This is a genomic window from Siphonobacter sp. BAB-5405 (assembly GCF_002872335.1).
Lineage (GTDB): Bacteria > Bacteroidota > Bacteroidia > Cytophagales > Spirosomataceae > Siphonobacter.
Genome location: NZ_NJAG01000026.1, coordinates 63,424 through 84,024, shown reverse-complemented (window position 1 = coordinate 84,024; position 20,601 = coordinate 63,424). Strand labels below are relative to the sequence as shown.

Sequence of the window (20,601 nt, the reverse complement as noted above, 5' to 3'; positions counted from 1 at the left end):
CGAACGTTAACGAATCGTAAAACGGAAAACGGAAAACGGAAAACGGAAAACGGAAAACGGAAAACCCAAAACCCAAAACCGCACACTCCGGAAACTCAAATGCCCGCTTTTGCGTTACCCTAACACCTATACATTAGAAACTCCCAGCATTATGCTCCGACCGCAGGTACTTATTTATACGGAAACCACTCCGAACCCAAATTCAATGAAGTTTGTTATCAACTTCGAATTGGTACCCGAAGGTGTTTCATTTGATTTTGCTTCTCCTTCTGAGGCTATTTCACCGGAGAAAAATTCTCCATTGGCCGTTGAGCTGTTCGGATATGACTGGGTACAACGCGTGTTCATTTCCTACAATTTTGTTACCGTCACCAAGCACGACGAAACGGAATGGGAAGAAGTACTGTTCGATACCAAACAATTGATTAAACGGTACATGGATAGTGGTAAACCGGTGCTGACGAAGGCTGCTGCCGAGACGCAGCACGAAGCCATCAATGCTGAGCAGGACAGTGATACGATTATCAAGATTAAAGCGGTACTCGATCAATACGTGAAGCCTGCCGTAGAAATGGACGGTGGAGCCATTACGTTCTCTTCGTTTCAGGAAGATACCGGTATCGTTAAGCTTTTATTACAGGGCTCCTGTAGCGGATGTCCTTCTTCTACCATGACGCTGAAAGCAGGCATTGAAAATCTGCTGACCCGCATGGTTCCGGAAGTAAAACTGGTTGAAGCCGAAGGCGTATAATATCAATCAGTCTTTTCAGACTTTCCTTTTCCCCAAGAAAGCAAAAGCCCGAACGCTGTAAAGCATTCGGGCTTTTTATTGATTACGCCGCTCACCAATTAATGGCGAGGGCTTCATTGCATTTTCGTACCGTAGCCGCGATTTCAGGTAATAAATCCGGATTCTTTTCGATTCCATTCCCCACCACAATTACATCGGCTCCGGCCTGTAAAGCCATTTTTGCTTTTTGCGTTGAATCAATACCGCCGCCTACAATAATCGGCGTATCTACGCTCTGGCGTACGGCGGCAATCATTTCGGGCGTGATACTTTTCAGTGCTCCACTACCCGCATCCAGATACGTCAGTCGCAAGCCCAGCATTTCTCCTGCCATCGCCGTACACGCCGCTACGGCTGGTTTATTGTTGGGAATAGGGGTGGTGTGCGACATGTACGAAGCCGTGGTTTGCTGCCCCGCATCGATCAGTAAATAGCCGGTCGGTAGAATTTCCAGACCTGATTTTTTCAGCATTGGAGCCGCGACTACCTGTTGTCCAATCAGATATTCTGGGTTTCTACCCGAAATCAGAGATAAAAACAGAACTGCATCCGCAGCCGGATGCACGTGCATATTGCTTCCTAAAAACAATACGACCGGAATCGTTGTGTATTCTCGAATGAGAGCAATGATGTCACCCATCTGAAATTGAGTGATCAGACTACCTCCGAGAAAGAAAAAATCCACTTGCTCCTGTTGAGCCCGCTGTAATAATAAAGGAAATTCATCCAAACGTACATCGTCCGGATCAATCAAAACCGCAAATGCCTTTCGACCTTGTTCCCGATACGTAATGAACTGATTAAGAATCGGTTTTATCATGAGAATTTTATTCGGTTAAAGCAGAAACGGCCCTTAAGATAGCCGGCTATTCCCCTTGCACATTCCATTGGTACGAACCACAAACATGGCAGTAGTGTTTGTTGATCCTATGCCAAAAGTACAAACTTTGAGTGGAAAAAGGGTTTTAGGTTTGAAAATGCTAGTATCCGGCCTTTAGTTCCAACAAAATACAGACCGAAGTAACCTATTTTTTCACCCGTTCGACGACTTGAGCTACGCGTGCCCAATCCGTATAGGCAATGTCGTATTCCGGTACGGCGGCTACGCCTCCCAAAGCAATCCCTTCTTTTCGGTACTCCATTCGGCTATCCCGGCTCACTTTGCCCGTCAGGTGCAACGCGTGTACGCCCGTTTCCAGTAAGGCATCGGCATTTGCCGCATTGACTCCACTACCCGCCATGATCTCGATCCGACGAGCAGCCTGCTGTACCATTCGCTTTAATTCTGCTGTACCGTCCGGAGCTTTATCGGCTCCGCCCGAGGTAAGAATAATCCGACAACCCGTCGCAATGACGTCTTCAACCGCCTCAGCAAGGTCCTGGGCAAAATCGATGGCCCGGTGAAACGTAACGGGCAGGGGGGCAGCCACTTGTACGAGTTCACGGGTACGCTCGACGTCTACGCGTCCATCAGGTAACAAAATACCCAGCACAATACCCTGTACGCCCGCTGCTTTGAATGTTTCAATTTCGGCTTTCATTACCTCAAACTCAAGATCATCGTAGCAAAAATCACCTCCTCGAGGCCGTACCATGACGTTAATCGGTAAGGAAACATGCTTCAAAGAAGCCTGTACTACGCCCAAAGATGGGGTCGTTCCGCCCTCAAAAGGGGAAGCACATAACTCAATTCGGTCAGCTCCGGCTTTTTCAGCCGCCAAACATGATTCCAGTGAATACGAACAAACTTCAACCTTTCTCAAAACACGTTCCATTCCACCTTCCAATACGTTCATAGTCAGATTATTACGGGTAAAAATTAAAATCAATTATATTTTTTTTCGAAAGAACGATCTTTTTTGGAACGTTTTTTATTTTATTCAAGCGAAAAATAGCGGTAAGTCTCCAAGCAATGCAAAAAAGACTTACTTTTGCAGTCATTTTTCTGAACCCATTATTCCATAGGAGGGAAAACGCATGTACTGGACCCTTGAACTTGCTTCCTATCTGGAGGATGCTCCGTGGCCTGCAACGAAAGACGAGCTTATTGACTATGCCATTCGGACGGGTGCTCCGCTGGAAGTAGTTGAGAACCTTCAAGAACTCGAAGACGACGGTCAACCTTACGAAAGCATTGAAGAAATCTGGCCGGATTATCCGACAAAAGATGATTTCTTCTTCAACGAAGACGAATATTGATTCTTTGTTGAACCATAGGTATTACTAGGCCCGATTGATTCGGGCCTTTTTTATTGCAATAACCGCTCGACCAATGGGTACACGCGTTGGGTAGCTTCCGCATCGATTAAACCCAGCCCCAGGCGACGGTACAACAGATCTTCGGGCGTACAGGCCATTTCCTGTCTGCGGGCGAAGATTACCTCGGCCTGAATAAACGGGTGCGGAGCCGCCAGCGGTTGTTTCCAATCCGGATTTTCCTGCGTTAAGGCCAGTACATCCATTGCTTCCGTTCCGTAGGTACGGGCCAGATGCCGGGACACTTCTTCCGTTAAACCATACGTTTGCTGGAGTTTCAGAAATAAATCGGGTGTATAGGCTTCACCACCCGCCAGCCGGTACTGTTCGGTGGAACAGTCCTTCTTCACCTTCAATTGCTCACAAACCGCGTCGATCGTATCGCTGGCCATGAGGCGATAGGTCGTCCATTTGCCGCCCAAAATACTGATAAGCTTGGTTTTATCATCTACCTCTACCTCATGATCGCGTACCAGCGATTTCGTATCCTTGGCAAAAATGGCTTCAATCAAGGGGCGTTGCCCCGTGAAACCCGCCCGAATATCCGCTTCCGTAATGGGTGTCTTCAGATACCGATTAACGTAACTCATCAGGTATTTCTCCTCCGCCAGTGTTGGACGTGGTGTATCGCTCAGTTCATCTTCCAGATCGGTAGTACCTACCAAAACCTGATCCTTCCAGGGAATGAGAAATAGTACCCGCCCATCGTCGGTTTTAGGTACCAGAATAGCCGTATTCCCCGGCAGATGGCTTTTTTCCAGTACAATATGGGAACCCCGACTCACGCGGATACGCGGTCGTGACTTCGCATTGGCCATGGTACGGATCTGATCCGAAAAAGGGCCCGTTGCATTCACGAATACCTTCGCCTGAATGTCGTAGGTATGGCCATTAAGGGTATCCTTGACTTCCAGCTTCCGCACTTTACCGGATTTTGAATAGCCAAAGGCCAGAGCTTCCGTATGGTTAAGTACGACCGCTCCTTCTTTTGCCGCCGATTTGATGAGAGCCAGTGCAAAACGGGCATCGTCCAGCTGACCATCGTAGTACAAGACGGCACTGTGTAAACGTTCGGTTTGAAGTTGGGGCACGTGTTCGAGTACCTGTGTTTTGGATAACCAGCGGCTCGGCTGAATATTTCGCGAGCCCGCCATCCAATCGTATATTTTCAGCCCGATGCTGTAATACATGCCTTCCAGCCAGCTTCGGCAGGGCGTTAGTAACGGCAGAGATCGGGTCAGGTGTGGAGCATTCTGCAGGAGGGTACGCCGCTCGTGCAGGGCTTTACGAACCATTCGAAACTGATCCGGACTCAATTGCTTGACGGCCTGTTCGAGATACCGAACGCCGCCGTGAATCAGCTTTGTAGATTTGGAAGACGTTTGAGCCGCGAAATCTTCTTTTTCAATCAGACACACGCTGAGGCCCCGTAAAGCAGCGTCAAGAGCACAGCCCGCTCCGGTGGCTCCTCCGCCAATGATACAAACATCAAAGGTTTGCGTAGTTAACTGATTGAAAAATGCGGTACGATTCATAACGGGCTAGAGCAAAGGAACCATTGGCGATATAGAAGTTTTTCCGCAGTAAACCGATTCTACATCAAAGATTTTTTAATTGCTTAACGTTTGATTCTAAAAAGTCTTGTACATCCTATGTGGTTCGCCTGCCATCGTCGCCCTGATCGTTCCTTTTTCTGGAAAGGTCGTCCTTTTCCCGTATGTGCCCGTTGTACAGGATTATATGTGGGTTACGGAATAGGCCTCCTCTTGAGCCTCTGGCTGGGACCGCTCGCTTCCTTCTGGTCGGTAGTACTGATCATTCCCCTGCTCATCGATAGCTTCACGCAATACTGGCAGTGGCGGGAAAGCAATAATCCGCTTCGGCTGGTTACGGGCCTGCTGGCGGGTACGGGCATCGTACTGCTCACCATTGGCTTTGCGTATACGGCGGCCTTGGCCTTAACCGTTGTGGATGGGTACTAGCTGGCTACGCGTGATTCGTCGTTAACTCCAGCATGACGGGACAATGGTCGGAGTGTTTAATGTCTGACCAGATGGCTGCGTCTTTCAATCGTTCGCGTAACGATTCCGTAGCCAGTTGGTAGTCAATCCGCCAGCCCAGATTTTTGCTACGGGCTCCGGCCCGAAAGCTCCACCAGGTATACTGATGCGGCTCGGGATGAAAGTGCCGGAAGGTATCAATGAATCCACTTTCCAGAAAACGACCCATCCAGGCCCGCTCTTCGGGCAGAAAGCCGGACGAATTGGCGTTGGACTTCGGGTTATGAATATCAATCGGCTGGTGGCAAATGTTGTAATCCCCCGAAATAATCAGGTTAGGTACCACCTTTTTCAGGTCATCAATGTAATCCTGAAAATCAGACAAGAACTCCATTTTGAACGCCTGCCGCATGTCTCCACTTGATCCCGAAGGCAGGTACAGACTCATAAACGAGAAATCATCAAAATCCGCCCGCAGGATGCGGCCTTCGTCGTCATAGATCGCGTTTCCACAACCGTATGCCACGTGTTTGGGCGTGTGCTTGGATAGAATGGCAACGCCGGAGTACCCTTTTTTCACCGCCGGATACCAGTACAGCTGATAACCCAGGTCTTCGAAGATGGTGCGATCAAACTGATGAATCTCCGATTTTACTTCCTGCAGAGCTACCACATCGGCGTTAGTACTCTGTAGCCATTCCGCAAAACCTTTCGTCAGGGCTGAACGAATGCCGTTGACGTTGTACGTAAGTAATTTCATAGGGGGAAAAATGGAAAACGGAAGAGATTTCTCTCTTCCGTAGCTATATAATGCCTTCGCGTTCGAAGTATTCCAGTACGTGCTGTTTGAGCAGGGTTTCCTGATTAAGCAAGTCGACAAAGGGCAGGGGTTGTACCAGCTTCCAGTGCGGCCAGCCATCCGCATCCAGCCCTTCGAGTTCGTAATAGCCACTGTAGCTCAATACCTTACAAACCGCGATGTGCATCAAATCCTGTTTTTGTTCTTTCGTAAAGAACTGATGGCCTTTGCCCAGTTCCTGTACGCCAATCAAAAACAGGACGCCATTCAAATCCGCCGGACGCTTGCCGATCATGCCTTCCAGCTGATCCAGCAACTGTTCCCAATCCTGATCTTCTAATTCTTGTTTCATACCCTTGCTAACAGTAAAAACGGCTCGAAACGTTCGGAAAAACGTTACTCGGTACCTTTCTGCAATTCGTCCCAATATTCAACGGCTCGCCGCAGGTGCGGAATGACGATCGTACCACCAATGATTGTAGCGATGGAGAATACTTCCTGCATTTCGGCCTCGGTAACTCCTAGTTCGTGACACTTGCCCAGGTGGTACTTTACGCAATCATCGCAACGCAGTACCATCGAGCAGGCCAGGCCAATCAGTTCTTTGGTCTTACTGTTTAAAGCTCCTTCGGCGTAGGTATTCGTATCGAGGTTAAATAAGCGTTTGATAATCAGATTGTCCGAGCCCAAAATGCGTTCGTTCATCCGGCTGCGGTATTCGTCGAATTGTTCAACTAATGCCATGTCTGTTGATTGATTGTGAAGCGTGATGGTCAGAAGGTTACCCGTTTCATTTACTGAACGGTACGGCTTCTCCTGATTTTCCCGGCGAAGTTAGCCGAAAAACTCACCCCAATTATGAAAAGCTACTGGCAGGCGTTCTGGACGCTGTTATTTCCACGCATTTGTCTGGGCTGTCAGCAAACGCTGGCCGAAGGTGAAGACCTGCTCTGTACCACCTGCCGCTTTGATTTGCCCGTTACCCGTAGCTGGCAAACGGGCGATTCGGTCGTAGCTGACAAGTTCGCCGGAAGAATCCCCGTGGCCAGTGCTCATGCCTACCTCAAGTTTCGCAAGGGAGGGAAAGTCCAGCATCTATTACACCAGCTCAAGTACAACAACGAACCCGAAGTTGGGGCCTTGCTGGGCCGTCTGTTCGCGGTGGAATTGAAAGCAGCGGGCCTAACTGCGGACTTGTTACTGCCTGTTCCACTGCACGAAAGTCGCCAGCGACAACGGGGCTACAACCAGAGCGACAGCATTGCCGAAGGACTTTCCCAGGTACTGGAAATTCCCTGGTCGAATCAACTGTTGAAGAAAGAAACGGCTACGGCCAGCCAAACCCGAAAAACCCGCTGGGAACGCGTTCAGAACGTCGCCAATGTCTTTACCGTCACGCAGCCTGAATTCATACAAAATCAGCGAATCGCCCTGATTGATGATGTCGTGACGACGGGCTCTACGCTGGAAGCCTGTGCTCAGGTTCTGCTTGAAAAGGGTTGCCGGGAAGTACACATCTGGACGCTGGCGACTGCTCTTTGAAACGGATTCAATCTAAAAAATTCGTAATTTTAAAAGCTAAATCCTTTGAATACCAATACCTATGCTTCGCTTCCTAGCCATTTTGCTCGCTACAACGTTCCTACTGTTCAGCAGCTTTTCAAGTGATGCCCAGCGTACGTACTGTAATCCGATGGACATTGGTTATCGCTACAATTTCGAACAGCTCAACGAACAGATTTCGTACCGCTCGGGAGCCGACCCGGTGATTGTCAATCATAAAAGTGAGTACTATCTGTTCGTAACCATTTCGGGCGGATACTGGCATTCCAAAGATTTGTCACACTGGGACTTTGTAACGCCCGACAAGTGGCCTTTTGAGGATATGTGTGCTCCGGCGGCCCTGTCGGTCCGGGATACGCTTTTTCTCTTTCAGTCTACGTTTGAACAACGGCCTATTCTGTATTCCGTAGCCCCCGAAAAAGGGAAACTCCAATTCTATAACCGCTGGTTACCGCGTTTACCCAAAGACATTGGTCCCTGGGACCCGGCCCTTTTTCACGATGAAGATACCGACAAGTGGTTCATGTACTGGGGTTCGTCGAATGTGTATCCCATTTTCGGAGCCGAACTCGATCCCAAGCGGCGGTTGACTTACGCAGGTCCCTACCAATCCATGTTCTGGCTTGATCCCTGGAAGCACGGCTGGGAACGTTTCGGTCCGAATCACGCCGATCTAATGAAGCCTTTTGTGGAAGGAGCCTGGATGACCAAGTATAATAAAAAGTATTATTTACAGTACGGAGCACCCGGCACCGAGTACAACGTATATGCTACCGGTACTTACGTGGGCAACGATCCGCTAGGCCCCTGGGAGTACGCTCCCTACAATCCGATTTCGTACAAGCCCGGCGGTTTCATGAACGGAGCGGGTCACGGAAATACGTTTCAGGATAACTACGGCAATTACTGGAATACCGGAACACCCTGGATTGGCGTAAACTGGCCCATGGAACGCCGGCTGGCTATGTTTCCGGCGGGCTTTGATGCCGACGACCAGATGTACGCCAATACACGTTTCGGCGATTTCCCTCACTATTTGCCTACCAGGAAATGGCAGCGTAAAGACGAGCTATTTACGGGCTGGATGCTGCTTTCGTACCGCAAACCCGTAACAGCCTCTTCGGTAAAGGATACGCTACGAGCCGAATACGTTACGGATGAAAACCCGCGTACCTACTGGGTGGCTCGCCAGAACCGGGCCGGTGAGTGGCTAACGATTGACTTACAGCAACCCTCGGAAGTACAGGCGGTACAGATCAATTATACTGACTATAAAAATAACGTCTATAACAGCGATTCGACCGTTTATACGCAGTTTAAATTGCTCCATTCACTCGACGGAAAGAACTGGCAGTTGCTCACGGATTTAGCAAAAGAAAAGAAACGGGATCGGGCTTGTGCGTACGTTGAATTGCCCCAGGCCATTCGCACACGGCACATTCGGTACGAACACGGCTATACGGCTGGCCCCAATCTGGCCATTAGCGATATGCGGGTGTTTGGAAAAGGAAGCGGAAAACAACCGGCTACTCCGGGAAACTTGCGGGTTGTACGGCAAAAAGATGAGCGAAATGCCGATATCCGCTGGGAAAAAGTACCCGGAGCCGTGGGATACAACATTCGCTGGGGCATTACACCAGACAAATTATACCAAACGTACCAGATCTGGCATGACCAACCGAATGCCCTGGAACTACGAGCTTTAAACGTGGGCGTATCGTATAGTTTTGCCATTGAGGCTTTTAATGAAACTGGAGTATCTTCCTTAAGTTCAGTAGTTTTAATTAAGTAGAATTTTATATCTTGCAGAGGCTTTCCTTCTATTTACTGGCCGCCACTCAGTTGTAGCATTCAGGGCCTTCAACGGGACGATCTTCGCCTCGTTCATCACATTGGTATCTTCATTTGGGGTTCGACGTTTCACGTAGCTTTTCCATTGGAAGGCGTTTTCTTACGTTTTCCGTGGAAAATGGTGATTCATCGAAAGCAATTTTCGGTACCTGAAAAACGCTGTAACATTGATCTACGAAGCTGGTTTTCTCACGTTTTAACTTTGCTCTGCCATGGTAACGGCACCTACCTACATCGACCTTAAAAACAATCAATCGGTTAGTATTCCAATGAAAAAAGCAAGAAAAAAGCCTCGCCCGTACAATTGGCTTAATGTTGTTGTTTGGATCGTTGGTGTACCGCTGGTTACTTTCTTGTGGCTGGCCCTGATGACCTACCTGATTTACATTATTTTCTAATTTTCTGGATTAAAAAATCCCTTTTACATACGTTCTTTGAGGCTCAACTACACGGTGGTTATGAGCCTCTTTGCCTTTACAAACGTCCGTATCTTCACGGGCTCTGCCTTTATTGAGCATCAACATCTGCTGGTCGAAGACCAGACCATTCTTGGTTTAAGCGATTCCATTCCTGAAACGGCTACCGTAATCGACGGTCAGCAGGCTGTACTCGCTCCGGGTTTTGTCGAACTTCAGGTGTACGGCGGGCAAGGCACTTTATTCACAACCGAACCTACGCCCGAAGCCATTCAAAAGAACTATGAAGAACATCTGGCTGGCGGAACCACTCATTTCCAGATTACTTACCATACCGGCCCTTTAACGGGCATGCTGGCCGCCATTGCCGCCTGTCGTACGTATCGGCAACAGGGTGGTCAGGGCTTGATAGGGCTTCATCTCGAAGGTCCTTACTTCAATCCAGTCAAACGCGGGGCCCATTTACTTTCCTACATCCGGAAAGCGACCATTGCTGAACTCGAACAACTCGTCGAAGCGGCGGGTGATCTACCTCTCTTTCTGACGCTGGCTCCCGAAGAAGCAGACCCGGAAGTACTGGACTGGCTCTTGCAAAGTCCAATCATACTTTCCGCAGGGCATTCCAGTGCTACGTATCCACAGGCAATGCAGGCTTTTCAACAGGGGATAGGACTTGTAACGCACCTGTTCAATGCGATGTCGCCCTTCAACAGTCGCGAACCCGGTCTACTCGGAGCGGCTTTCGATTCATCCGTACGGGCTAGTATCATTGTCGATGGTATTCACGTCGATTTTGCCAGCGTACGCATTGCTCACAAGATCATGGGTGATCGGCTGTTTTTCATTACGGACGCAGTTACGGAAGATACGCGGGGCGAGTACAAGTTTAGTTTCAACCCGACTACACGGCGGTTTGAGGATGAAAGCGGCACCCTTTCCGGTTCGTCACTTACGCTGATGCAGGCCGTTGCCAACGCCGTTGAACACGTGGGTATTCCGCTGGAGGAAGCCTTACGGATGGCTTCTCTGTATCCGGCCCAGATTATTGGCAAGGACCATCAATTGGGGCGTATCGCGGCCGGGTACGAGGCCAGTTTTGTTTTGTTTGATCCCCATTTTGTTTTGCAGGGCGTATATACCCAGGGAGCATACCGGCCCTTCGTATAGCCTTATCCCTGGCTGAACGGACACGCACGAAAAAGATATTTTTACGTTTATGGAAAGAAACGGCAATAGTAATTCCCACACCCTTTGGGCCTTGCGAAAAGGTTCCCGAAAATGCATTTTTCTTCTTTAAAAAATTCCTTGTATCCCCCGCTGAAAGCCCTAATTTTGTTGACAGTTCAGCACCGGTGCTGAACCCTGACGGCCTGAATGAGGCCGTTTTTAATGGCTACAGTCCAACTTTGATTATCAGCGTTTTACTTGCCGCCATAGTGTAACACGTCTGATAAAAACTTCTTAAACATTTAATTGAACTGCTATGGCTCAGGAGCATATTGGTAATGAACCGCTACTGGTAGAAGATCCCATGCGATTTGTACTGTTTCCCATCAAACATCATGACATCTGGGAGATGTACAAAAAGCACGAAGCCTCTTTCTGGACAGCCGAGGAAATTGACCTGGGCCAGGACCTGAAGGACTGGGAAAACCTGAACGACGGTGAACGTCACTTCATCTCACACGTACTGGCCTTCTTCGCGGCTTCCGACGGGATTGTCAACGAAAACCTGGCCGTTAACTTCCTTAGCGAAGTGCAATACGCAGAAGCCAAGTGCTTCTACGGTTTTCAGGTCATGATGGAAAACATCCACTCAGAAACTTATTCGTTACTGATTGATACCTACATCAAGAACCCCACTGAAAAAGATAAGATGCTGCGGGCGATCGATACGATTGAATGCGTGCAGAAAAAAGCGGAATGGGCACTCAAGTGGATCAACAGTGACAATTTTACGGAACGTCTGATTGCCTTTGCGGCCGTAGAAGGGATTTTCTTCTCGGGTTCGTTCTGTTCCATTTTCTGGTTGAAGAAACGGGGTTTGATGCCGGGTCTTTCCTTCTCCAACGAGCTGATTTCCCGGGATGAGGGATTGCATTGTGATTTCGCCTGTATGCTTTACACGAATCACATTATTAACAAGCTGCCGAAAGAACGCGTTTACGACATCATTCTGGACGCCGTAGCGATTGAAAAAGAGTTCGTAACCGACGCTCTGCCCGTATCGCTGATCGGTATGAACGCAGTCTTGATGAATCAATACATTGAGTTCGTAGCGGATCGTTTGCTGTTAGCCTTAGGACTTGAGAAGCAGTTTAACGCAACGAATCCCTTTGATTTCATGGAAATGATTTCACTGCAGGGCAAAACCAACTTCTTCGAAAAACGCGTAGGTGAGTACCAGAAGGCTGGCGTCATGGCAAACCAGCAGGAAAAAGATGCGAACAAATTCGCTCTGGACGAAGATTTCTAAGCGTATATCCTGTTTGATTGTATATAAAGACCCGCAGCCCAGCGTTGCGGGTTTTTTATGTCTGACCTTTGAAGCTTCGCTTCAAGAAATTTTTTTTTGAAATGGACTTAGATTTTTATCAGGACGAAATTTTTGAAAAACGCAGCTTTTCGGGGCAGGAGATACGCAATAAAGAATTTGAAAATTGTGTTTTTCAGCAATGTGATTTCTCGGAAAGTAATTTTTCGGGTAATCGCTTTACGGATTGTACCTTTACAGGTTGTAATATGGCCTTAGTACCGCTGAATCGTTCGGTATTAAATGGGGTTACGTTTCGGGATTGTAAGCTGATTGGTATAAACTTTAGTGCCTGCGAAAGTAGTATGTTTAATGTAAGCTTTCAAGCGTGTAAACTAGACTTCGCTTTGTTCAGTAACAAAAAGATAATCAAGACGTTATTCAGCAGATGTTCTTTAAAAGGTGTTGATTTTTCGGGGAGTGTACTAACCGGTAGTCATTTTCAGGATTGCGATCTGGAGAATGCTATTTTTTCACAAACTAAACTCGATCAGGTCAATTTTGTAACGGCGTATAACTTCACGATTGATCCCGAACAGAACGTGGTTAAAAAAGCTAGATTTTCATCCGAAAGTTTAGCCGGATTGCTGCGTAAATATGACTTAAAGATTGAGTAAAATTCTTACGCTAAATCTCAAATTACTAGCGATCCGAACATCAATACTTTTAGTATATATAACACTTGTTATATAGCTAGTTTATTTCTTTTGCAATACCTGCTTTTGCCGTTTAAATTTGGCTTATTTCCTTTTTGTTTATCAGAAATTTACGGGCTGGGGGACTAATGCTGTATACGGTTCGGGTTGTTCTGTAGTTGACCTTCCTTGGCTCGTTCTATCATATGAGTAAGGTGAGGACTGAAAAAACCGGTCTTTGCTATAAACAGAAACTAAGTTATGGCTTTCATACAAACCATGCGGTGGTTCGGGCCGCAGGATCCCGTTTCGCTCATGGACATCCGGCAGGCGGGTTGCACGGGCATTGTCACCGCTCTGCATCAGATTCCGGTAGGTGAAGTCTGGCCGGTGGAGGCGATTCTGGAGCGGAAACAACGCATTGAAGCGGATAATGACCGATATACCCCGCTGCATTGGGCCGTTGTCGAAAGTTTGCCCGTACACGAAGACATCAAGAAAGGCTTACCTTCCCGTCATGCGTATCTTGAAAACTACAAGACTTCGTTGCGAAACCTGGCTACTTGTGGGATTTCGACCGTTTGTTACAACTTCATGCCCGTACTTGACTGGTCTCGAACGGATGTTGATTACCAGATGCCCGACGGCTCGCGAGCTTTACGCTTCGTGTGGGAAGATTTTGCCTTGTTCGATCTGTATATTCTTCAACGACCGGGTGCCGAAAACTACTATGAACCTGACGTCCGGCAACGTGCTTACGAACGATTCCAGCGTTTGTCGGTCGAAGAACGCACCCGATTGACCAATACGGTTTTGCTCGGTTTACCTGGTTCTGAAGAAGCCTTCGAACTGGCAACTTTCCAAAGCAAACTTGATGCATATAAAAACATTGGTGACCCCGAGCTACGGGCGAATCTCTACGAATTCATTCGGAAAGTAGCTCCGGTTGCCGAAGAAGTAGGCATCAGGCTCTGTATTCACCCTGACGATCCGCCAAAACCCTTGTTGGGCTTACCTCGAGTCGTGAGTACCGAAGATGATTTAGTACAACTTTGCCAGGCCTACGATTCCGTAGCCAATGGCATTACTTTCTGTACGGGTTCGCTGGGCGTACGCCCCGATAATGATCTGGCGGGAATCGTTCAGCGGCTGGGTTCACGGATTCATTTCGTGCATTTACGGGCCACGAAACGCGAAGATAATCCTTTGAATTTTCACGAAGCCGATCATTTGTCGGGTGATGTCGACATGGTAGCGGTCATTCGGGCCTTAACGCTGGAACAAAAGCGGCGTCAGAAAACGGGACAGGGAGAAACCGCTCTGCCCATGCGACCGGATCACGGCCATCAGATGCTGGATGATCTCAATAAACGAACGTATCCGGGCTATTCGGCCATTGGCCGATTACGTGGACTGGCTGAATTACGCGGCGTTGAGTACGCCATTCTCCAGTCGCTGCTCGCGTAAATGACTTTTATTTTATCCTCTAATTTCTATTCGTTCTGAAGTATGCAGGTTTTCTCATTAAGCAATAAAATTGCCCTCATTACGGGCGGCGGCAGTGGCATCGGACTGGAAATTACGCGTTGTCTGAAAGAAGCCGGGGCCACGGTAGTCATCACCGGACGGCGGGAAGAAGTACTCCGCCAGACCGTACAGGAGCTGGGCGAAGGAGCGTATTACTTTGTGAATGACGTAACCGACCTGAGCAACCTTCCTCAATTAGTAGAGGACATTGAGGCCCAGGTGGGTCCGATTGATATTCTGGTCAATAACGCGGGTATCAACATGAAAAAACCGGCGTTGGAGGTTACGGATGAGGAATTTCAGCGAATCATTCAAACCAACCTGAATGCCGTTTTTTCGCTTACCCGCGAATGTGCCCGCCGAATGATTGCCCGCGAAAGCGGTAGCATCATCATGATCACGTCGATGGCCGCGTATTACGGCATTGATCGTGTGGCGGCCTATGGAGCTTCCAAGACGGCCGTATCGGGACTGATTAAAATTCTGGCTTCGGAGTTTTCGCCGCATAACGTACGGATCAACGCCATTGCTCCCGGTTTCATTGAAACGGCCATGATGAAAACGGCCATGAGTGGCGATCCGGATCGGATGAACCGGGCTTTACGTCGTACCCCTATGAATCGTTTCGGTAAGCCCAGTGATATTGGTTACGCCGCCGTTTTTCTGGCTTCCGAAGCGGCTGCGTACATCACGGGTGTATCGCTCCCGGTAGATGGGGGAAATTCGATTGGGTTCTAAGTAGGTTGCGGGTGTTGTGATGCCTGTGGGATGGTAGATACAGGTTCGATTCTCCGTATTGCATACGGGGCTAAGTAGGTTGAACTCCTTCGGAGTTAGGATATACAATTGAAGCAGAGAACACTGGTGCAGGTTTGGAAATCTGCACCAGTAATGCATGGGTTTACTTTTCTAATCCGGACGTGATCCTTTGCGTCCGGATCCGTTACGAAATGCTACTGATACACTCGCACGTAATCCACTTCAAAGCGGGCGGGGAAGGTCGTCTGGGAAGGATCTCCGCCATTTTGTCCACCAATAGCCAGGTTCAGCAGCAGGTAATGCGGCTGATCAAAGGGGTGGGAGCCGTCGGGGTTAACGGTTTTCTGCGAGTCGGACGTCAGTAGCAAGCGATCGTCTACGTACAGTTTGATCGTTTTCTCATCCCAGTCCATTCGCCAGATGTGAAACTGATTGGCCCAGTTTTTCTTGAAATCACTGATCGGCACTTTCGTTGAATTCCAGTTGGCTTTGTACCGCGTTGGCGTGGCCCAGGCGACATTGGCCAGTAACGTATTGCGGTAATATTCCATAATATCGATTTCACCGTTGGAAGGCCATTCGCCCTTGACGCCCAGCGTCCAGAACGCAGGCCACATTCCCGGCTCTACATTAATTTTTCCCCGCATTTCAAAACGCCCGTACTGCCATTGATGCAGACCTTTGGTAATCAGACAGGCGGCGGTATAGTCAATCGTCTTGCGACTTTTTCGCCATTCGGTACTACCTGCTTCGTAGTTCGGATTGGGCTTATTTTCTTTCCGGGCTTCAATAATCAGTAATCCTTTTTTGCAATAAGCATTATCGGGTTGATACCACTGCAACTCTTCATTCCGAACAAAGCCCTGTTCAAACGTCCAGTTTTTAGGGTTCGGGGCTCCGTCGGTATTAAATTCATCAGCCCATACCAGTTTTCGGGACGGCATAAAAGAGGTACTGATGATAACCAGTAGCAGAAAAGAAAGAATACGCTTCATCGGTTTAGCAGGAGTAAATGATCCACTCAAAAATAAAAACGGCCAGCGAAAAAGCTGACCGTTTCTAAAAGACTTTCTAACTTATTTAGCCAATAGCACCGCTCCCCGCTGGGTACTGATGCCTCGCTCGGGGTAGTAGGTACTGCGATATTGCACTACCCATGCATAACTCTGCGGCGGATAGGTGCGGCCTTTGTAGGTTCCGTCCCAGGTTTCCTTGCGGTCCGTCGTACGGAATATCATCTCGCCCCAGCGGTCGTACACCCGAAATTCATAATCCTGATCCGAAATATGATTGGTAATGACTTGCAGGCGATCATTCTGCCCATCGCCATTGGGAGAGAAGGCATCCGGTACCAGAATCTGCGGGTCGCACAGGTCGATGACTTCAATGTTGTGAACCTCTGCACATCCTTCTGGTGTAGTCACTTCTACGGTGTAGGTGCCTATTCGATTTACGGAAATCGTACGAGTCGTTTCCCGATTAGGTAACCATCGATACAAAAACCGGTCATTTGTACCAGCGGCAAGCGTAATGGTCTGGTTATTGGGCTGACATAACGACGTTTTGGGAATCACATTCACATTCGGCAGGGGCAACAGGTTCACCCGCACGGTATCCGATACTTCACAGCTAATCGCATTCGTTCGCGGAATCGTAACGACCACCGAGTAATTGCCCGCCTGATCAACCGTAATCTGCTGTGTATTGGCTCCGGTATTCCACAGGTACGACGTACCGCCCGGCAGAGCATCCAGTTGAAGCGTACTTCCGGTACAGAGCTTCTGATCCGGCCCCAGGCTGTAGTTGGGCGGCGTTTCCAGGGTTACCTGAATAGTATCGGAGCTAAAACAATCGCCCACGAGCACGATCACTACATACTGTCCTGAAGAATCCACCCGAATGCTGGAAGCAGTGCTATCTACGGTTAGAATCCGGCCATTGCGTTGCCAGATGTACTGACTGTTGGGGAAATTGTTTTTGGAATCCAGTACGACACTTTTAGCACACACATTCAAATCCTGTCCCAGATTAGCAATGGGCGTTGGATTTACCGTTACCTGCTGGCTCATCGTCGTGTCTTTACAGGCGTTGTATTGCCGTAGCGTAATCGTATACGTACCCGCGGCGGCGTAGGTATATTGACCCGATTGCTGGGTCGATTTTCCTTTTCCATCACCAAAATCCCATTCGTATTTATCTTCGAGCGGGTCGCAAATGGGACTGGTACCAAATTCAATAGGCTCACCAAAGCAGACATCCGCCACGTTGATACCCGGCCCCGAAGGTGGTTCAATGATACTTTGTACGAAGTTGGGTAAACCCAGCTGACTTAATTTTCCCCCGAGGTTAAAGCCGTCCAACTCAAACTCTACGTCGGTCGAATCGGCCGAAGGCGGCGTAATCACGCCCAGGTACTGACTGCCTTTGACGGCCATGTAGATTTTACCATCGGGAGCATATTGTAAGGCACCAAATTCTTTTTCGGAACGAGCTACTTCAATACGGGTTGAAGCGATGATGGTTGAATCCGTATTACTAATGTCATACTGATACAGAATGGATTCGGTACTGTCATTGCCCCGCAGGGAAACGTAGACCTGCTTCCCATCGGGTGAAAACTCAATCCCGTATGCGGAGGGTGGGGCAGGGCCTAAATCCAGCGTAATTGGCGGTGGCGTGATAGCACCCGTAGAATCATTGAAAGTATAGATTTCAGCGTAGTTGCGGTGCTTTTCACCCCCCGGAATCACTACACCCATTTTACCACCCGAGCTGGCAAATTTGATTTGGCCTTCGCCCTGATACTTTGATTCATGCGGAATACCAATTTCCGGCGAATCCGCATCTTCCAGACCACTTTTGGTCAGACGTTTTAGAATGAATTTATTATTGCCCACCCCGTGGGAAAGTACCCAATACGTAGAATCCTTCGGATTTTCGATCGAGGTTAGACGTTCACTTACGTTACATTCTCCCGTCTGTATATTCTTGTCCAGAATCACCCCTTTTCCGCCGTTGCCCCGCATATCGACTCGCGTGTATTCCAGACATCGGGTTGAATCGTTTACGTCTCGGGTAGTAAAAACGTAGTAAATAGTCTCACAACCCCGACAACTCGGCTGCGGAACGATTAAGGCCGCCTGCGTCGAATTCGGACTACCGCTCAAACTCGTGGTATCGCTGGCATCACGGGACGTCATGACGTTACCGTCTTTGTCGTAAATTTTTCGTCCGTCGGTATAAAAGAGCAGGTTGCCTTTCCGGTCGGAAATCGATGAACTTCCTTCGGGCGTATTAATCTTTCCGTCCGTAATGACCGTCGGCTGCCCTCCTTCAAAGCTAATCCCGGCGTTCGAACCAAAGTACCATTTGGAAGCCTGCTGGTCGGATTCCCCACAAATCTTGACGTTGATGCGATCCGTTACGGTGCAACTATCGCCGTTCATTACTTCCACTGAATAACAGCCCTTTTCCGTCACCGTTATCGTACGAGTAGTATCACCGGTAGGATACCATAAATACTTGACGGAACCTTCGGCCGGAGGCGTACCCTGAAAAAAACGCGAGTCGTAAGGATCGAGTACTAACTCGCTGCCCTTACAGATCGTTGTATCTTCTTTGCCCTGAAAAAACTCAAAAGCGGGGGGAAGGGTAGAGATTTTAATGGTTGTATCCGTTGCGTAGTCGGCTCCGGAAGCTAGTTTTCCCCGTACCGAAACCCGGTACGAACCCTGCTGTAAATACAGGTGGGCGGGTTTGGCTTTCGTTGAACTCTTCGCCTGCGGATCAGAAGTATTGGGATCCTCAAAGGTCCACTGCCAGCTGGTAGCCGTCACGCCCGTTACTTCAAAGCGAGTGGAGTCCCCACCGCAGCCCTGTTCGGGCTCGCACTTGCGACCGGTTACCCGAATCGACGGCTTGACCGTCTGAGCCTGGGCGACCAGAAAGCAGGTAATCCATAGAAGCACCGTAAAATATATCTTTCGAATCATACCCGATGTGGCTTTATTTACGTTTTAAACGACGTAGATCGGGAAAGGTCTTTGCGGTGGCGGTAGCAAGAGACGAATCACGAGATGAGTACGTTGAAATTTTCGACGTTGGTTTCTTAACCTTCGATGAAGAAGACACGCTCGGTGAGAGGTTGGTTCGAACGGCTACTTTTTCGTGGATCAATTCCCTGGAAATTAACGGAAACTTCTGCTACAAATTTTGTGAAGGTTTATGCAACTTGCTGAACTTTTGAAATTTTTTCGCTAGATCGGATTTTTTAGGAAACCGATTTCCCGCACGCTCCAACTTTCTACCGAACCTGAATGACCCCTTAATCTGAGTGAGTCTGGTTTTTGGTTGTACGCCATGATAAAACATCTCCTTATAGTCGCCGTTGTGCTGTTGAGTATACTGCAAACGCAGGCCCAGGATCCGCAGCTGTCGCAGTTCTACGCGGCTCCGCTGTATCTGAATCCGGCATTTGCGGGCTCGGCCCTGGCTCCGCGTGCTACCCTCAATTACCGTAATCAGTGGCCTGCCCTCAACGCCAACTACGTAACGACCATTGCCAGTGTGGATACATATCTGGACAAGATCAATTCCGGCGTAGGTCTGATGGTCATGAACGACGCTCAGTTTAGTAACCTGCGTACCCTGGATGTAGGCTTACAATACGCGTACCAGGCTCGCCTGAGTGAATTTGTACGGTTACGGGCGGGTATTCAGGCTTCGTACGTGAACCGGAGCGTCAATTATTACAACCTGGTTTTTAACTACGATCTGAATGGTACCGGCGGTGTTACGCCCATCTACAATGATCCCGTAGCCGATACGGGTCCCCGGATCAACTACCTGGATTTTTCGGGTGGTTTACTAACCTATTCCGATCAGTTCTGGGCGGGTATATCGGTTCACCATCTTAACCGTCCGAATCAGTCCTTCTCGGCTTCACCCGAGCGGTTACCCATGAAAATCAGTTTGCAGGGTGGCTTTAAAATTCCGCTGATGGGCTGGGAGCTGGGTAATGGACTCGGAGCCGACATGGGACGTGAACGCAGCCTTTCCCCCGCCATTTTGTACAAAAAACAGGGTAAATTCGATCAGCTGGATTTAGGGTTGTATATGACCTACGATCCGCTGACGCTGGGTGTCTGGTACCGGGGTATTCCCATCAAGCAGTATGATCTCGGCCTGAACAATCACGATGCCCTGGTCTTTCTGGTAGGTTACCGACAAGACAATTTTTCCATTGGCTACAGTTACGACGCCACCATTTCTACTCTCAGTATGGCTTCGGGTGGAGCCCACGAGTTGTCCATTTCGTATACGCTCGACGCCTTCTTCGATCCCAAGCCCTATCCGCGTAAACGCAAGCGGGAACTGGCCTGTCCCAAGTTCTAACGATTTACCTAAGTCGATGGTTTTCAGCACGGATCGCCCTACCTTGTACGGGTGAGTGAAGGAAACCTTTTTACCTAC

At 48.8% G+C, this 20,601-nt stretch carries 20 protein-coding genes; 12 read left to right on the top strand and 8 right to left on the bottom strand.

The genetic code is table 11. The features are described 5' to 3' along the window. Positions 1–205 precede the first annotated feature (205 nt). Positions 206–751 carry a NifU family protein gene (locus BWI97_RS18185; RefSeq protein ID WP_233207902.1) on the top strand — a complete coding sequence of 182 codons (546 nt, stop codon included), beginning with the start codon at positions 206–208 and terminating at the stop codon, positions 749–751. Between the two features lie 91 nt (positions 752–842). Here BWI97_RS18185 and BWI97_RS18180 read toward each other — a convergent pair whose 3' ends face one another. Further along, entirely contained in the window at positions 843–1,610 is a 768-nt protein-coding gene (locus BWI97_RS18180; protein ID WP_094813015.1) for a geranylgeranylglyceryl/heptaprenylglyceryl phosphate synthase, read from the bottom strand. Positions 1,611–1,815: 205 nt separating this feature from the next. Then, positions 1,816–2,586, bottom strand: a complete 771-nt coding sequence (locus tag BWI97_RS18175) for a copper homeostasis protein CutC (RefSeq protein WP_233207901.1) — start codon at positions 2,584–2,586, stop codon at positions 1,816–1,818. Between the two features lie 181 nt (positions 2,587–2,767). Between BWI97_RS18175 and BWI97_RS18170 the strand changes: the two genes are divergently transcribed. Next, a complete protein-coding gene (locus tag BWI97_RS18170) occupies positions 2,768–2,989 on the top strand; it encodes a DUF2795 domain-containing protein (RefSeq protein ID WP_093200032.1) in 222 nt (73 codons plus the stop codon). A 50-nt stretch (positions 2,990–3,039) separates the two neighbouring features. Here the strand turns inward: BWI97_RS18170 and BWI97_RS18165 are convergent, their stop codons facing one another. Then, entirely contained in the window at positions 3,040–4,581 is a 1,542-nt protein-coding gene (locus BWI97_RS18165) for a glycerol-3-phosphate dehydrogenase/oxidase (RefSeq protein ID WP_102202241.1), read from the bottom strand. Between the two features lie 117 nt (positions 4,582–4,698). Between BWI97_RS18165 and BWI97_RS18160 the strand changes: the two genes are divergently transcribed. Further along, on the top strand, positions 4,699–5,028 hold the full coding sequence (locus BWI97_RS18160; RefSeq protein ID WP_102202240.1) for a DUF2085 domain-containing protein: 330 nt from the start codon (positions 4,699–4,701) through the stop codon (positions 5,026–5,028). A 4-nt stretch (positions 5,029–5,032) separates the two neighbouring features. Here the strand turns inward: BWI97_RS18160 and BWI97_RS18155 are convergent, their stop codons facing one another. The 3 genes from BWI97_RS18155 to BWI97_RS18145 are packed head-to-tail and all read right to left on the bottom strand — an operon-like array spanning position 5,033 to position 6,589. Next, entirely contained in the window at positions 5,033–5,806 is a 774-nt protein-coding gene (locus tag BWI97_RS18155) for an exodeoxyribonuclease III (protein WP_094813021.1), read from the bottom strand. 43 nt (positions 5,807–5,849) lie between these two features. Continuing rightward, the gene (locus BWI97_RS18150; protein WP_094813023.1) at positions 5,850–6,197 is read right to left on the bottom strand and encodes a hypothetical protein; all 348 of its coding nucleotides are present in this window, start codon (positions 6,195–6,197) and stop codon (positions 5,850–5,852) included. 44 nt (positions 6,198–6,241) lie between these two features. Then, entirely contained in the window at positions 6,242–6,589 is a 348-nt protein-coding gene (locus BWI97_RS18145) for a carboxymuconolactone decarboxylase family protein (RefSeq protein WP_094813024.1), read from the bottom strand. A gap of 114 nt (positions 6,590–6,703) precedes the next feature. Between BWI97_RS18145 and BWI97_RS18140 the strand changes: the two genes are divergently transcribed. From BWI97_RS18140 to BWI97_RS18105, 8 genes are all read left to right on the top strand, one after another. After that, positions 6,704–7,387, top strand: a complete 684-nt coding sequence (locus tag BWI97_RS18140; protein WP_102202239.1) for a ComF family protein — start codon at positions 6,704–6,706, stop codon at positions 7,385–7,387. A gap of 61 nt (positions 7,388–7,448) precedes the next feature. Next, positions 7,449–9,200 carry a discoidin domain-containing protein gene (locus BWI97_RS18135; protein WP_102202238.1) on the top strand — a complete coding sequence of 584 codons (1,752 nt, stop codon included), beginning with the start codon at positions 7,449–7,451 and terminating at the stop codon, positions 9,198–9,200. 271 nt (positions 9,201–9,471) lie between these two features. Continuing rightward, positions 9,472–9,657, top strand: coding sequence for a hypothetical protein (locus BWI97_RS18130; RefSeq protein ID WP_094813030.1), 186 nt, complete (start codon positions 9,472–9,474; stop codon positions 9,655–9,657). Between the two features lie 60 nt (positions 9,658–9,717). Further along, a complete protein-coding gene (nagA, locus tag BWI97_RS18125) occupies positions 9,718–10,842 on the top strand; it encodes an N-acetylglucosamine-6-phosphate deacetylase (RefSeq protein WP_102202237.1) in 1,125 nt (374 codons plus the stop codon). A 316-nt stretch (positions 10,843–11,158) separates the two neighbouring features. After that, on the top strand, positions 11,159–12,151 hold the full coding sequence (locus BWI97_RS18120) for a ribonucleoside-diphosphate reductase small subunit (RefSeq protein WP_094813034.1): 993 nt from the start codon (positions 11,159–11,161) through the stop codon (positions 12,149–12,151). 68 nt (positions 12,152–12,219) lie between these two features. After that, positions 12,220–12,825 (top strand): pentapeptide repeat-containing protein, encoded by a 606-nt coding sequence (locus tag BWI97_RS18115; RefSeq protein WP_233207900.1) that lies wholly within the window; start codon positions 12,220–12,222, stop codon positions 12,823–12,825. Positions 12,826–13,104: 279 nt separating this feature from the next. After that, complete coding sequence (gene uxuA / locus BWI97_RS18110) at positions 13,105–14,310, top strand: mannonate dehydratase (protein WP_102202236.1); 1,206 nt, start codon at positions 13,105–13,107, stop codon at positions 14,308–14,310. 42 nt (positions 14,311–14,352) lie between these two features. Continuing rightward, positions 14,353–15,108, top strand: coding sequence for an SDR family NAD(P)-dependent oxidoreductase (locus tag BWI97_RS18105; protein WP_102202235.1), 756 nt, complete (start codon positions 14,353–14,355; stop codon positions 15,106–15,108). 215 nt (positions 15,109–15,323) lie between these two features. Here the strand turns inward: BWI97_RS18105 and BWI97_RS18100 are convergent, their stop codons facing one another. Both BWI97_RS18100 and BWI97_RS18095 read right to left on the bottom strand, forming a co-directional pair. After that, on the bottom strand, positions 15,324–16,124 hold the full coding sequence (locus BWI97_RS18100; protein WP_102202234.1) for a family 16 glycosylhydrolase: 801 nt from the start codon (positions 16,122–16,124) through the stop codon (positions 15,324–15,326). A gap of 81 nt (positions 16,125–16,205) precedes the next feature. Beyond that, entirely contained in the window at positions 16,206–19,121 is a 2,916-nt protein-coding gene (locus BWI97_RS18095; protein ID WP_102202233.1) for a PKD domain-containing protein, read from the bottom strand. A gap of 367 nt (positions 19,122–19,488) precedes the next feature. Here BWI97_RS18095 and BWI97_RS18085 point away from each other — a divergent pair, with 367 nt between their 5' ends. Next, on the top strand, positions 19,489–20,523 hold the full coding sequence (locus BWI97_RS18085) for a type IX secretion system membrane protein PorP/SprF (protein WP_102202231.1): 1,035 nt from the start codon (positions 19,489–19,491) through the stop codon (positions 20,521–20,523). Positions 20,524–20,601 lie beyond the last annotated feature (78 nt).